Origin of the sequence: Sphingomonas agri (genome assembly GCF_038148795.1) — a bacterium.
GTDB lineage: Bacteria > Pseudomonadota > Alphaproteobacteria > Sphingomonadales > Sphingomonadaceae > Sphingomicrobium > Sphingomicrobium agri.
Map to the genome: position 1 here is coordinate 145,681 of NZ_JBAPEU010000001.1, position 14,366 is coordinate 160,046.

Below are 14,366 nucleotides of genomic sequence, written 5' to 3' on the forward strand. Positions count from 1 at the left end.
AGCCCCGCGGGATCAATGCGCATGGTCCACCCGAGGCAGGCCGAGCCGCGTCTTCAACAAGCGGCGGACCCTTTGGCGACGTCCGGGTTTTTCAAGGAATTAGCAGGAGCTAGCGACCATGGCCGACACCGGCGGCGACATCCTCGTCGAAACCCTCATCAAGTGGGGCGTAGACACGATCTTCGGCATCCCGGGCGATGGGATCAACGGAGTGTTCGAGGCGCTCCGCAAGCGCCAGGACAAGGTCAGGTTCGTCCAGGTTCGCCACGAGGAAGCGGCGGCCTTTGCGGCCTGCGCCTACGCAAAGTTCACCGGCAGGCTCGGCGTTTGCCTTGCAACGTCCGGGCCGGGCGGCATCCACCTCCTGAACGGCATTTATGACGCCAAGCTCGACAACCAGCCAGTTCTCGCGATCACCGGCGCGCAGCACCATGACCTTATCGAGACGATGACGCAGCAGGACGTCGCTCTCGACAAGCTGTTCATGGATGCAACCGCTTATTCGGTCCGCGTGATGGGACCCGCTCATGTCGAGGATGTGGTGGAGCAGGCTTGCCGCACCGCTCTTGCCTACCGCCAGCCGACTCACGTGATGGTGCCGGTCGACTTTCAATCGCAGCCGGTGAAAGACCGGTCAGAGCGCAATGTCGCCCACCATGTCTCAAATGTCATGGCTCGAGGCGGTCAGCGGCCCAACCCGGAAATGCTGCAGCGCGCTGCTGATATACTGAATGAGGCGGAAAAACCCTTCATTCTCGCGGGCCGTGGATCTATCGGCGCAAGGGACGAACTGCTCGCAATTGCTGAGCAGCTTCAGGCACCGATCGGAAAGCCGCTCTTGGGCAAGGAAGCGGTGCCCGACCAAAGTCCATATTCGACAGGGGGAGTGGGCCTCCTGGGCACCAGGCCGAGCCAGGAAGCGATGGAGAATTGCGACACTCTGCTGATCGTCGGCTCAAGCTTCCCCTACATCGAGTTTTACCCGGCACCGGGCCAGGCCAGGGCCGTCCAGGTGGAGCTCGACCCGAAACGGGTCGGTGTTCGCTATCCGGTTGACGTCGGGCTCGTCGGCGACAGCAAGATCGTCTTGTCCGAGCTCCTGCCGCTCTTGAGGAAGAAGGAGAACGGCAAGTTCCTCGAAAAGGCCCAAAAGGCGATGGGCGAGTGGCGCGAGCTGATGAACGAGCGCGGCACGCGCCAGGACATGCCGATGAAACCGCAGGTCGTCACTCACGAGCTCAACAAGCTGCTCGACGATGATGCGATCCTCATCACGGACAGCGGCACGATCACGACCTGGACCGCGCGCCATGTCGACATGCGCGCGTCGATGCAGTTCAGCTGCTCGGGAACCCTCGCCAGCATGGCCTGTGGGCTTCCCTATGCGATCGGCGCCGCGAGTGCATATCCCGGGCGCCAGGTTGTCGCGGTGATCGGCGACGGGTCCGCGGCGATGCTGATGGGCGACCTGGTGACACTGAGGAAATACGATCTCAATGCCAAGATCATCGTCATCAAGAACAATACTCTTGGCCAGATCAAGTGGGAGCAAATGGTGTTCCTCGGCAATCCCGAGTTCGGCTGCGAGCTCGAGCCCATCGACTTCGCCAAGGTCGCCGAAGCGTGCGGCATCAGCGCAATCCGGATCGAGGATCCGGCGCGCTGCGGCGAGCAGCTGCGCGAGGCGCTTGCGGTTGCGGGGCCTTGCCTCGTCGAAGCGGTTGTTGACCCCTATGAGCCACCGATGCCGCCCAAGATCGAAGTAAAACAGGCGCTGCACTTGGCCGAATCCCTCGCCAAAGGAACTCCGAACGCCATGAAGACGGCGCTGACTCTCGCCTCCGATACGGTGCGCGAGCTCGTCTAGCGGCAAGGGTCAATGGTGCGAAGCTTGCCCTCCCGGCCGATCAGCGGGCGATAGCGGGCCTTCCTCCGTGAATGCCCGTTCCGTTCAGCTGTTGCCGCGCTCGCTCGTCCTTGGCGGAGGCGGCGGAATAGGAATTGCGGCGGGCGCGGCGCCCGGCGGCTGGGCCGGAGGCGATGTCAGCGGACGCTGTGAACCCCGGTGACAGGTGAAGCAGGTCACTTTTGCGTTGCTGAAGTCGGTCACTCCAAAGTCCTGCTGGTTGATGCGGTGAACCATCGCCAGCATCCGTCGCGCGGTCAGCTTTTCCTTTTTGGCGTCGGAGGCAAAATCGTAGGTGGAGGGCGGCTGCCCCTCGACGCCGACGTGGCAGAAAGTGCAGCGGACCCCGAGCGATTGCGAAAAGAACTTCATGTTCGCGAGAAGCTGGGGACGCGCAATGTCCTTGGGAAAGACCTGAAGGTTCTTGAGCGGTGCGCGCGCGGGCGCCCCCGAAGTTGGAGCCGGAACGGTCTGAGCCGTAGCGACTGAAATGCTAAAGAGCATAACTGCTCCCATCAGGGCGACTGCAGGAACCCGTGACCGCATGAAGTCCTCCTATTCTTGTTCCGGCATGAGGCGGCTTGTCCAAAGGCCAGTCAACATTGGCAGCTGCCCGCTCGTCTGCGCATCAGTTCGGCCAGTGCGCGAGAGCATCCGCAAGCATACGCTCCCGATCAGCAGTCAAGCCGGTGAAGATATCGAAGGCGGCTGCGGCCTGAAAAACGACCATTGTAATCCCGTCGAGGGTCCGGCACCCGATTGCCCGGGCTTCCTTGAGAAGCTCGGTCTCGAGCGGGAAGTAGACGATGTCGGCGACCCACATTGACGGGCGCAGGGCATCCATCGGCAATGGCGATCCGGCGTGGCCCACCATCCCGACCGGACTTGCATTGACGACCCCGTCGGCAGCGCCGAGCACCGCATTCAGGTCCTCTGCTACCTCTACGTTTGCATGGCGGAAGGAACTCGTAAGGGCGGCCGCGAGAGCCGCCGCCCTTTCCTTTTCCACGTCGAATAAATGCAAATTCGACGTGCCGTGTTCCAGAAGTGCATGTGCCGTGGCAGCGCCGGCGCCGCCGGCTCCCAGCTGCACGACCTGGTTGAAGTTTGCGCCGGCAAGGCCGCGCCTCAGACCCTCGGCGAAGCCCAGATAGTCGGTATTGTAGCCGACTGCGCGACGATCACGGAACGCGACGGTGTTGACGGCGCCGATGCGCCGAGCGCCATCAGCGAGCTCGTCCAGGAACGGGATCACTCTTTGCTTGTAAGGGTGGGTGATATTGAGCCCGGCAAAACGCATGCGCCTTGCTGCATCGAGCGTCATCGGGAGTGCCTCGTGCCGCTCTGGCGCCTCGGCCAAATCATAGAGTGAATAGACGAGGCGGACGCCTTGCGCGTCCGCCTCGCGTTCGTGCAGCCAGGGTGATCGCGAAGCGCCGATCCCCTCGCCTACCAGGCCGGCGATGAAATGGGGTGTTGCCCTACCGGGCGGCGTCGCGCCTGATTTCACTGTGGACTGGTCCATCGTTTGCTGCTTGCGGGCCCGGCGGTCCGCCGGGCCCGCAGCTTCGCTTACCAACGGGACCGCAGGCCCACGCTCACGACCCGGCCGATCGGATTGCCCGAGAACGGATCGTAACCGCCGTTGGTATTGTTGTAGAAGGGAGGCCTCTTGTTGAAGATGTTCGTTACGTCGAGATAGACGTCGGCCTTGGGGAGGAAATTAAAGGTGCTTCCCGGAATCTTGAAGTCAATGTGTCCGTCGAAGGTCGTGTAGGCCTTCACGGGATCACCGCCGCTTGGAACACCACCGGAGATGACGACCGGGTTGATCGCGTTGCCACTCCAGTTCCTATATCCTCCGGAGTGATTGACGTAGAGAACGCCGCGCACCGGTCCGACGTCGAGGCCGACATTGGCGCGAGCATCGAGCCGGATCGACGGGAAGGTCGTGTTGAAACCCGTGGTGTTCAGCACGCTGAACGTCGGACCCGTACCAAAGCTCTGGTCGAACTTGGTCTTGTACGAGATCGCAAGATCGGCGTCGAAGCCACCCCAGGGCGTGTTGTGCCGATAGTAGGCTTCTCCGTCGATTCCTTCTGCCGTCAGGTTGAGAACATTCCCCTGCCTGAAATCGTACACATAATAATACGTGCCATTGATGGTCGTCGTCACCGGCCGAGTTCCGATGAGCGTACGCAGTGCCGGCGAAGCTCCCGTTACACCGCCCGGAAAGAGTGTCAGGCGTGATGGATCACCGAGAACCGCGAATGCGGCCTGCGGGGCGGTGATGCCGCCCTTGATCTCGTTATGCCACCATGTCGCACTCAATCTGAGGCCATGAAGCAGGGTCGGCAGAATGTCGGCGCCCAGCGACCAGGTACGGCCCTTTTGCGGTTTCAGCGCAGCATTACCGCCGTTGATCTGCAACCCGCGAATTGACGCTGTGCCGATCGTGCAAGTGGTCGCAGTGCAGCTGACCCCCGGAATACTTGTCACGCCCGGGAAGGTCGCGATCGGCACGGCAAGATTGGTCGGGCCCGTGCTGACGCTGGTTTCTGCCGTTGTTCCGTTGCCGTCAGCGCCGAAGCTGGTCAGCGCCGGAGCGACGAACGAGCGAGCCCAGTTACCACGGAGCCGAATGCCACGGACGACTTCCCAGTTCGCGCCGATCTTCGGATTCTTGGTCGAACCAAAGTCGCTGTACTTGTCGTAGCGCCCGGCGAGGTTGACGTCCAAGCTGTAGGCCAGCGGGAAGTGCATTTCCGGGCTGATGACCGGGATGAACAGCTCCGCAAAAGCGGACTTCACGTTCCGCTTATAATCGAGGTGAAGATAGTTCGAGTTGGAGCTCGCAGGACCAAGCCCGTTCGGACGGCTGGTCGTCTGGCCGATCGTGTAATGCATATACTCGCCGCCAAGCGCGAGCTTCAGCGCGCCGGCAGGGAGTCTGAAGAGATCACCATTCACCTGGGCTCGGAATTGCTCGAACCCTTGCTTTGTGTCCTGATCGACAGTCGAATCCGACAGCGTGCGAAGGAGCGCCGCCGACGTGAGATTCGCACTGCCAAGATGCCAGACATCGAGTGCATTTGCGGTCGTCAGCGGCGAACTCGAGTTCGACTGACCGGTCGGAAGCGACACTGGGCCGCCGTTCAGCGCCAGCACGGCGCAGCTCGTGCACAACCGTCCGACGTCGCGGGAAATGCTGTCGCTGTCTCCGAACACCAGCCCGGCGCTTGCGCGCCAGCTCTCGCTGAACTTGTACTCGGCGTGTGGATAGACGTACCAGATCTTCTCTCCGGCCAGATTGTAGGCGCCGGGCCCGAGTAGCGAATCTCCTGAAAAGCGAACAATGTAGGAAGTCGCTGTCGTACCGGGGATCGGGACGAAGAACGGATTTATGCTCGAACCCGCAGGAGGTATGCTGCCAGGGCCGTAGACCGTCGCCTGGACAGCCGTACCTCCGGCGCCGCGCGAGGTGCGCGTGTAGTCCTTGAGGTTCGAATATATGAAGTCGGCCCCGACCGTCAGTCGGTCACCAATTTCCTGCTCGGCCTTGACCATGAAATTGTGGCGCTTCTCGTCAGGCAGCAGGTCGCCGTACCGGTTGAGATCGCAAAATGCATTGGACTGCGCATTGGAAACGGGATTGCCGTAGACACCCGTCGAGGGATCGGCCCTGTAGATCGTCGATCCGATCTGCACGGTGGCAGGGTCACAGGAAAAGCTTCCAAGATTTGCGCGATTCTGCGCGTTCGCGCTGCTGAGGTCGATGCCGGCAGCTGTCGCTTCATCGGCATTGAACGCATCGAGATACGAGCGCGAGCTATACGCAAGGCTGCTGCGATGGGAGTAGTTGTACGCGGCGAGGACCCATCCGCTGCTCCACGTCTGGCCGGCTACAACTCCGGCCTGCTGCGTGTGGTAATTGTTCCCGAACCCGAGCTGACCACTCACTTCGACGCCATTGAAGTGACGCCGTGTGATAAAGTTTATGACGCCGGCTACTGCGTCCGAACCGTAGACCGACGAGGCGCCGTCCGGAAGAACTTCAACGCGCTCGATTGCGTTCGGCGGAATGATGTTGGGGTCAGCCAGCGCGTGGTTCACGCCGGCAAGCGGGAAGCGGTGACCATCGATGAGGATCAGCGTCGAGTTGCTGGCGCTTGCGCCAAGACCGTGAATGGTCGGCGCATTGGTTCCTGACGCATCGGCGCTTCCGAAAGAACCTTGGCCTGCGCTCGCGAGACCGACAACCGAAGGAACGGTCTTCAGGATCTGCTGGACAGTTTGGACGCCGGTCTGCTCGATTGCCTGGCGACCGACACTGATCAGGTTCGAACCGACTGGCGCGACGCCGCGAATGCTCGTGCCTGTCACGATGATTTCATTGGTCGGAGCATTGGTCTGCGCAGCCGCACCAGGGGCCGCAGTCTCGGCCGCGACAGCGGCATTGCTGGACTGCTCCGGCGCCTTGTCGCTTGCAGTCGCCGGCCGTACCTGGCTCGACGTTGGCGATGCATTTGGCACCGGAGGCGGCGGCGCCACGGTCGCCTGCGCATATGCGGGGCTCGCGAGCACGAGCGTCAACGACATTGCAGAAACGCCGCATTTCAGCGCGCGGTGGAATTTCGGCATCTTTCCCCTCTCCTATTAACTAACCAATTCGTACAACAGCCACGAACTTAAATTTCCTCGAGGTCGACGCGACGCACGTCACCGATGATGAAGATGTATGCGGCGGCACCGATCAGACCCAGGACAGCGATATAAGCGAGCGCGAAATAGAAGGATCCGGTCGCCTGAAGGATGAAGCCCACCACCAGCGGAGTGATGATGCCGGCAAGGTTCGCGCAGAAATTGAAGACGCCGCCGGTAAGACCGATGAGCGGCTTTGGCGCCACGTCGGAGATCAGTGTCCAGCCAAGGTTGACCATGCCCTGCCCGAAAAAGGCGATGGACATGACGAGAATGACCAGCTGGTTGCTTGATACGAAGTTCGCCAGAACGATTGTTGAAGCGAGTAGCAAGCCGGCGACAATCGGCAGCTTTCGACCGACATTGGCCGATCCGGTTCGCCGAATGAGGGCGTCCGAAAGCATCCCGCCCAGCAGCACCCCGACCGTTGCGGCAATGTAAGGCATGACCGCGAAGAAACCGGACTTGAGCCAGTCCATGTGCCGCTCTGTCGCAAGATAGGTTGGAAACCAGGTCAGAAAGAAAACGAGCGTCGAATTGCCGCAGAACTGGCCGATCGAGGCGCCGAGGATCTGCCGCTTGGCTAGGATGCGGCGGGCGAGATCCCAGGAAAATGGCACCTGTGCGCCGCGGTGTCCCAGGCCGCCCCCGGCCTCGATGTGGTCAAGTTCAGCCTGGCCGACGAGCTTGCTTTCGTGCGGCTCCCGATACGAGGCGTACCAGATGATCGCGTAGGTAACCCCGATCGAGCCGCAGATAAGGAACAGCGAGCGCCATCCGAAGGCTGCGACGATCCAGAACAGGAGCGGACTGAAGAAGGCCAGTCCCGCATATTGACCGACGGAATAGACACCGTTCGCGCGGGCGCGCTCCTGCTGCGGGAACCAGGTGCTGAGGACACGGCTGTTGGCTGGAAAGCAGGGCGCTTCGGCAACGCCGAGTCCAAGTCGGAAGCTCAGGAGGCTGGCGACGTTCTGTGCAAAGCCGTGCATCAGCGTAAACAAGGACCAGACGGCAAGCGACAGCCCGTACGTGACGCGCGTCCCGAGCCTGTCGAGCATCATGCCGCCGGGTACCTGCGCTATCGCGTAGGTCCATGAGAATGCCGAAAAGATGATGCCCATCATGGCGGGCGAGATGCCAAGCTCCTTGGTCATCGACGGAGCTGCAACGCCCATGACCGCTCGGTCGAGATAATTCAGCACCGTAGCGAGAGTGATGAGGATGAGGATGATGAGTCGTACCCGCGTCGCTCCGCTGCGCGGGGCGACAGCTGCGTGTGCAGCGCCGCTGCTCACAGCACGTTTCCTGCGGAGCAATACGAGCGCGACAAATTCGCAATGGAGCGCGCTCTCCCCGCGCGCCTGCAACGAATCACTGGTCTCTCCCCAAGCAGATGGGGCGATGCCCATTTCTGCCGCAGCTTGAATAAACTGTTTCAATTGTCTTGCAACGAAAAATGTAGAACAAAAAATGTCGACAGGTCGCATTGCACGACGTTGTTGCCTGCCAATCACACCTGTAGGTTCGGCGGACGGCGGGGCGCCGAGCGCCGTCGACATGGTTGTCATTGAGGATTCTAACGCGCGTCGAAATTGACGTTCGGATTGCTCACTGCACAATGGTTTCTGCGACGTCATTTTTGAAACGAGGAGAAGGTGTGGCGCTAATCGCAGGAGGCCGGGCAAACCGCCGCCATGCCGCGCCCGCAAAGCGCTCCGAGCGAACGCACGATGCCGAGACAACTCGGGAAGAGATTCTCGAAGCTGCGACTGAAGAATTTGCCGACAAGGGACTGAGCGGCGCCCGCATCGACAAGATCGCCGAGCGCACGAGCACCAGCAAGCGGATGATCTATTATTATTTCGGGAGCAAGGACGCGCTTTACCGCGCCGTTCTCGAGCGTGAATATTCACGCATTCGGCGAGCGGAAGCCTCGATCGCCCTCGACCGACTCGCGCCCGACAAGGCGCTCGCAGAACTCGTCCGCCGGACGTTCGCTTCGCACTTGGAACGGCCAAACTTCATCCGGCTCGTGATGAACGAGAACATCCATCGCGCCGAGCATCTGAAACAGGTGCGCGGCCTGAAGCGGCTCAACGCGACGATGATCGATTCGTTAGCTGCAATCGTCGAACGTGGCGTCAAATCGAAGCTATTCCGTCGCGGGATCGATGCGCTCGATCTTCACACCAACATTACGGCGCTCTGCTTCTACACCGTCTCCAATCGCTACACCTTCCGCCAGGGTTTCTCGCGCGACATGTGGTCGCGCGCGGAAGTTGAAAAGCGCCGGGAACAGATCGTTGACGTCATTCTGCGCTGGTGTGCCGCCTGATCGCGTCAGGTGGTGACGTGCGTGACCTTCTGGCCTGGCGAATAGATGTCCATGATGTTCCAGTGACCCGTCGTTGGCACGGGCGCATTCTCCATGATCACATCGAGGACGACCGGGCGATTGCTGTTCACAGCCGCTTCGAGCGCGGGCTTGAACTGGTCGGCAGACTCGATCGTCACTCCCTCGACTCCATAGGCCCGCGCCATTGCCGCAAAATCCGCTGAGTAGGGACAGCCGTTCTTTTCGAACACGGTTCCGAGCGTGGTCCCGAAGTGGGCCTTTTGAAGCCCGGCAATGGTGCCGAAGGCCCGATTGTTCATGACGACCCAGACCACCGCGATATCTTCCTCGAACGCAGTCGCGAGCAATGCCGGGTTCTGTCCGAACCCGCCATCGCCGACCAGGGACACGACAACCCGGTCGGGTGCAGCAATCTTCGCGCCAATGGCCGCCGGGGCGCCAAAGCCCATGGTCGCATAGCCGCCCGGCGTCAGGATCGAGCCCGGCGTGTAGATGGGAAATTGCTGTCCGACCCCGTTCTTGTTCCAGCCCACATCCGTCGTGATGATTACGTCGCGCGGAAGAACTGCCCGGGCGTCAGCAAGGATGCGCTCGGGACGCATCGGAAACTGATCGCTGCGCTCCGCTTCCGCGTTGCTCGCGGCAAATTCGCCGCGATACTCTTCGATGGCTTGGCGAAGCCGGTCGGCCTTGCGGCCTGCCGGATACAGCTGGCGCGCTGCACGGTTGAGCGCGACGAGCGCCTGCTTGAGGTCGGCGATCGCGCCGATCTCGACCGGATAGTTACGGCCGATTTCCGAGGCATCGATGTCGATCTGGATGAGCTTCGTTTTGGGAATGTCGAAGGTATACGCACTTTCCCACGAACTGCTGTCCGCTTCCTTGAAGCTGGTCCCAAGACCCAGCAGGAAGTCGGCGTTACGACAGCTGTCATTGACGAACTGAGTGCCCCAGAACCCCGTCATGCCGAGCGTCATCGGATGATCGTCGGGTATGGCGCCCTTGCCCATCAGGGAATGGGCAACAGGAATGCTCATGTGATCAGCGAATGCAGCTAGCTCTTCGCTTGCGCCGGCGATCAGAACGCCGCCTCCCGCGTAGATCACCGGTCGCTCCGCATCGCCAAGCGCAATGACGATGCGCTTTGCAATCTCTTCGTCGAGCGCCGGCTTCACGATTTCCGTGGTGTGCGATTTCACGCGCTCGAACAGATCGATGTCGATCTTTGCCGAGAAGATGTCCATCGGCACGGAGACCAGGACCGGCCCGGGACGTCCGCTTTCCGCAAGCTGAAAGGCCTTGGAGATGATCTCCGGGAAAAGGTCCGGGCGCTCGACACGCCATGCCCGTTTCACGAACGGACGATAGACTTCCCATTGGGCAGCATCGGCATGGAGATTGATTTCCTGATGCGGATGCTTGCCGTAAAAATGACTCGGCACGTCACCGGCGATCACCACCATCGGAATGGAATCGAGCGCAGCGTTTGCAACGCCGGTCGCCGCATTGGTGAGCCCGGGGCCGAGATGCGAGAGAACGACGCCTGCCTTCTTCTTGACACGCGCATAGCCGTCCGCCGCGTGCGCGGCGATCTGCTCGTGCCTGACGTTGATGAACTTGATCGGGCTGTTCGTGAGCGCGGTCAGCACCGCGATGTTCGTGTGGCCGCAAAGTCCGAAAATATGCTCGACGCCGCGATGCTCGAGATATCTCACCAGCTGGTGAGAGACGAGGTCCTTCATCATGCTCTCCGTGGTCCCGCTCGCGGGCTGTTCGATGGTTGTGAGGTCTCGGGCGCGGCGCCGAGCGACCGCCGCTTGGGCCCGGTGTAGGTGAACGGAATGGTCTTGGGCATCGGCCCCTTGATCCGTCGGCCCTCGCGCTTCTGCTCCCAGGCGTGGGAGAGGATCCCGACGGAGCGCGAAAGAATGAAGAGCCCGCGGCCCATTTCGGGCTCAAAGCCCAGTTCGGAAAAAATGACTGCGGTGGACCCATCGATGTTCATCGGGATGGGCTTACCCTTGTGGCGGGTAAGCACGGCCTCAACTGCGCGGCCGATCGCAATATATTCGCCGCTGACCTCACCCGCAGCCGCGGCATCCTCCACCAGTCCAAGCAAAGGCGCGGTGCGCGGGTCGACAGGGTGCCACCGGTGCCCGAACCCCCCGACGATCTTGCCGTGCTTCTCCTGGTATTCCGGAAGCGCGGCTTCGACCGCTGCTTCGAGACCGCGTCCATCCGCCGAATGCCTGCGGATCATCTGATAGAATTCCATGCACTGCTGGCCCGCACCCCCGTGCACGTCCGCAAGGACATTGATCGCGGACGCCATTGCATTGTTGAGTTCGGCGCCGCAGCTGATCGCCATCCTCGAAATCGCGATGGACGGGGCGTGCGGACCATGGTCGACGGACGCGACCAAGGCGGCTTCGAGCAGCCGCGCCTGCGCGGCACTCGGCAATTCGCCGCGCACCATCAGCCAGATCATCTGCGGAAAGCTGATCGATCCGATCAGCTGTTCGATCGGGTATCCCCTGATGTCGATCTCGCCCGGATGGATGTCGATGATCGACGTGCTCCACCAGCGCTCGGCGTCTTCAAGGATCTGTTCGGGTCCGTCCCTCATATCGCCGAAGCCTCCCGTAGCGCTGCGACTTCCGCCGGCGAGTAGCCGACCTCTCCAAGAATCTCGTCGGTATGCTGGCCAAGCTCTGGAGGCGGACAGGTGAGCCGGCGCCCCCCTCCGTTCAAGCGATAGCCCGCCGTGACCAGGTGGAGCGGCTTGCCGAGCACCTCGAAATCCTCGAGCTCCTCCACCAGTTCGCGGCCGCGTACCTGATCCAGGTTCAATGCGTCGGGGACGCTCAGCACGCGTCCGGCGGGGACGCCGGCGCCGTTCAACATGCCCTCCCATTCTGCCGCCGTGTGCGAGGCGAGTCCTCTTTCGACTTCGGACGTGAGGGCAGCGCGATTTCGCTTGCGGTCCTCGCGATGTGCGAAGCGCGCGTCGTGGACGAGTTCCTCGCGTCCAATCAGCTTCATCAGCGCGACAAACTGCTCCTGCTTGTTTGCAGCGATATTCAACAACCCGTCAGCGGTCCTGAATGCGCCAGACGGCGCAGCCGTGAAATTGTCATTTCCCATCGGCACGGGATCCTGGCCAGCGATCAGGTGGTTGGAAACAATCCAGCCCATGGTCGCGAGTGTTGAATCCAGCATCGAGACGTCGATGAAGCATCCCTCGCCGGTCGAGCGCTGACTTACGAGGGCACTTGCAATTGCGAAGGCTGCGGTGATGCCGCCGATGCTGTCGCAAACGGGATAGCCGACGCGGAGCGGCGCACTTTGCGCGTCGCCCGTTATGCTCATGACCCCCGACAGGCCCTGGACGATCTGGTCATAAGCGGGTGCCGAGCGCATCGGGCCTTCCTGTCCAAAACCCGAGATCGCGCAAAACACCAGGCGGGAATTGACCTCCTTCAGCTCCTCGTAGCCGACGCCGAGGCGGCTCATAACTCCCGGCCGGAAATTCTCGACGAGGACATCGGCCGTTGCCACTAGACGGCGAAAAGCCTCTTTGCCCTGCTCCGATTTCAGGTTGATGGTGACGGACTTCTTGTTTGCATTCTGCGCCAGGAACGATGCACCCATGAGCTTGCTGCTGAGCTCCGGCGAAGCTCCGAGCTGCCGCGCAAGATCACCGCTCCCGGGGGCCTCGACCTTGATTACCTCGGCGCCGAGCAGGGCAAGCTGGTAGGCGCAAAATGGTCCCGCCAGCACGTTTGTCAGATCGAGAACTCGGATTCCCTCGAGAAGCATTTGTCAGCGCCTGATGAACGGGTTCGGCACATCAAGATCGCTCGACAGCCACACGGTCTTTGTATCGAGATAATCCTTGATCGCGTCGGGACCGGACTCGCGGCCGATGCCTGACCGCTTGAAGCCTCCAAAGGGCGAGGTGAAACTCGTCGCCCGGTAGTTGTTGACGTAAATGGTGCCCGCCTTGAGGCGCTCCGCGACAAACATCGTCCGCTTGAGACTTTGTGTCCAAACGCCCGCTGCGAGACCATAAGCGACGTCGTTCCCGATGCGGACGGCATCATCCTCGTCCGTGAAGCGGATCACCGATAGGACCGGCCCGAAGATCTCCTCCTGAGCAACCCGCATCTTGTTGTCGACGTCCGTGAAGATGGTCGGCTCGACAAACTGGCCCGATCCGATATCGGCCCGCGCGTTGCCGCCGTAGGCAAGCGTTGCTCCATCCTTCTTGGCGATCTCGATGTACGAGAGGATCTTGTCGAACTGCGGCCTGGTGGCGACCGGTCCGATCTGAGTCGAGAGATCAGCGGGGTCTCCGATTTTCGCATCCTTGATGAAGGTGATCAGCCTCCTGATGACCTCGTCGTGGATGCTCTCCTGCACCAGCAGCCGCGACCCCGCCTGACAGGTTTGTCCGGTCGCGGCGAAAATCCCCGATACGATGCCCTTGACCGCCTGATCCAGATCAGCGTCATCGAACACGATGTTCGGCGACTTGCCGCCAAGCTCCAAAGTAACGGTCTTCATTCCCCGCGCTGCAGCTTCGTAGATCCGTTGGCCTGCGGCCTCTCCGCCCGTGAACCCAATGTGCGCGACGTCGGGATGACTGACGAGCGGTTCGCCGACCTGCGGCCCAAAGCCGGTGACGACGTTGATCACTCCGGGCGGGACGCCCGCCTGCGTCGCGATGGCCGCGAGCTCGACCATGGAGGCGGAAGTGAATTCCGAAGGCTTGATCACTGCGGTGCAGCCAGCAGCAAGCGCGGGGGCAAGCTTCCAGCTGGTGAGCGTCAGCGGCGAGTTCCACGGCGTGATGATCGCGACGACGCCCTTGGCTTCATAGACCGTGTAGGCGAATACCCCTTCCTTGTCGGTCGGGATGACGGCGCTCTGCACCTTGTCCGCAAGACCGGCATAGTAGTGGAAATATTCTCCCAGATAGCGGACTTGAGCGTTCACCTCGGCTGCGAGCTTGCCGTTGTCCCGGCGTTCGATTTCCGCAAGCAGATCGGCATTGGCGATGATCGCGTCGGCAAACGTGCGCAGGATCTTTCCGCGCTGCGACGGCCTCAATCCCGACCAGCCGTCGAATGCGTCCTTCGCCGCGGCGACGGCGTCGTCGACGTCTGCCGGTCCGCATCGTCCGATCAGCGCCCAGGTCTTGCCGGAATAGGGATCCTGCGTTTCGAAATAATCGCCGGACAAAGGTTCGCGCTCGGCGCCGGCGATATAGGGTCCGTAGCGGCGGAGTGCTCCGGCGCTCGCCGTGCCGGGCTCGGCCTCACGGGCGGTTTTTGTCTCTGTCGAAGCTGGCATCTCTTCCCTCGCTCAGCGAATATTGTACTACATTATCTTTGTCGA

The 14,366-nt window shown here is 61.5% G+C and carries 10 protein-coding genes; 2 read left to right on the plus strand and 8 right to left on the minus strand.

Annotated features, from left to right (window positions below; genetic code table 11):
* Positions 1–118: 118 nt before the first annotated feature.
* Positions 119–1,867 carry a thiamine pyrophosphate-dependent enzyme gene (locus V8192_RS00785; RefSeq protein WP_341631157.1) on the plus strand — a complete coding sequence of 583 codons (1,749 nt, stop codon included), beginning with the start codon at positions 119–121 and terminating at the stop codon, positions 1,865–1,867.
* Between the two features lie 84 nt (positions 1,868–1,951).
* Here V8192_RS00785 and V8192_RS00790 read toward each other — a convergent pair whose 3' ends face one another.
* The 4 genes from V8192_RS00790 to V8192_RS00805 all read right to left on the minus strand — a co-directional run bounded on the left by V8192_RS00790 (position 1,952) and on the right by V8192_RS00805 (position 7,905).
* Positions 1,952–2,452, minus strand: coding sequence for a c-type cytochrome (locus V8192_RS00790; protein ID WP_341631158.1), 501 nt, complete (start codon positions 2,450–2,452; stop codon positions 1,952–1,954).
* A gap of 82 nt (positions 2,453–2,534) precedes the next feature.
* Positions 2,535–3,431 (minus strand): shikimate dehydrogenase, encoded by an 897-nt coding sequence (locus V8192_RS00795; protein WP_341631159.1) that lies wholly within the window; start codon positions 3,429–3,431, stop codon positions 2,535–2,537.
* Between the two features lie 47 nt (positions 3,432–3,478).
* The gene (locus tag V8192_RS00800; protein ID WP_341631160.1) at positions 3,479–6,547 is read right to left on the minus strand and encodes a TonB-dependent receptor domain-containing protein; all 3,069 of its coding nucleotides are present in this window, start codon (positions 6,545–6,547) and stop codon (positions 3,479–3,481) included.
* A gap of 47 nt (positions 6,548–6,594) precedes the next feature.
* The gene (locus V8192_RS00805; RefSeq protein WP_341631161.1) at positions 6,595–7,905 is read right to left on the minus strand and encodes an MFS transporter; all 1,311 of its coding nucleotides are present in this window, start codon (positions 7,903–7,905) and stop codon (positions 6,595–6,597) included.
* Positions 7,906–8,267: 362 nt separating this feature from the next.
* Between V8192_RS00805 and V8192_RS00810 the strand changes: the two genes are divergently transcribed.
* Positions 8,268–8,945 carry a TetR family transcriptional regulator gene (locus tag V8192_RS00810; RefSeq protein ID WP_341631162.1) on the plus strand — a complete coding sequence of 226 codons (678 nt, stop codon included), beginning with the start codon at positions 8,268–8,270 and terminating at the stop codon, positions 8,943–8,945.
* Positions 8,946–8,950: 5 nt separating this feature from the next.
* Here V8192_RS00810 and V8192_RS00815 read toward each other — a convergent pair whose 3' ends face one another.
* Genes V8192_RS00815 through V8192_RS00830 form a run of 4 tightly spaced genes read right to left on the minus strand, consistent with a single transcriptional unit; the run spans position 8,951 to position 14,321 of the window.
* A complete protein-coding gene (locus V8192_RS00815; RefSeq protein WP_341631163.1) occupies positions 8,951–10,708 on the minus strand; it encodes a thiamine pyrophosphate-binding protein in 1,758 nt (585 codons plus the stop codon).
* A complete protein-coding gene (locus V8192_RS00820) occupies positions 10,708–11,592 on the minus strand; it encodes a citryl-CoA lyase (RefSeq protein WP_341631164.1) in 885 nt (294 codons plus the stop codon). The genes V8192_RS00815 and V8192_RS00820 overlap by 1 nt, the downstream gene beginning before the upstream one ends.
* Positions 11,589–12,785, minus strand: a complete 1,197-nt coding sequence (locus V8192_RS00825; RefSeq protein WP_341631165.1) for a CaiB/BaiF CoA transferase family protein — start codon at positions 12,783–12,785, stop codon at positions 11,589–11,591. The genes V8192_RS00820 and V8192_RS00825 overlap by 4 nt, the downstream gene beginning before the upstream one ends.
* A 3-nt stretch (positions 12,786–12,788) precedes the next feature.
* Complete coding sequence (locus V8192_RS00830) at positions 12,789–14,321, minus strand: aldehyde dehydrogenase (RefSeq protein ID WP_341631166.1); 1,533 nt, start codon at positions 14,319–14,321, stop codon at positions 12,789–12,791.
* Positions 14,322–14,366: the final 45 nt, after the last annotated feature.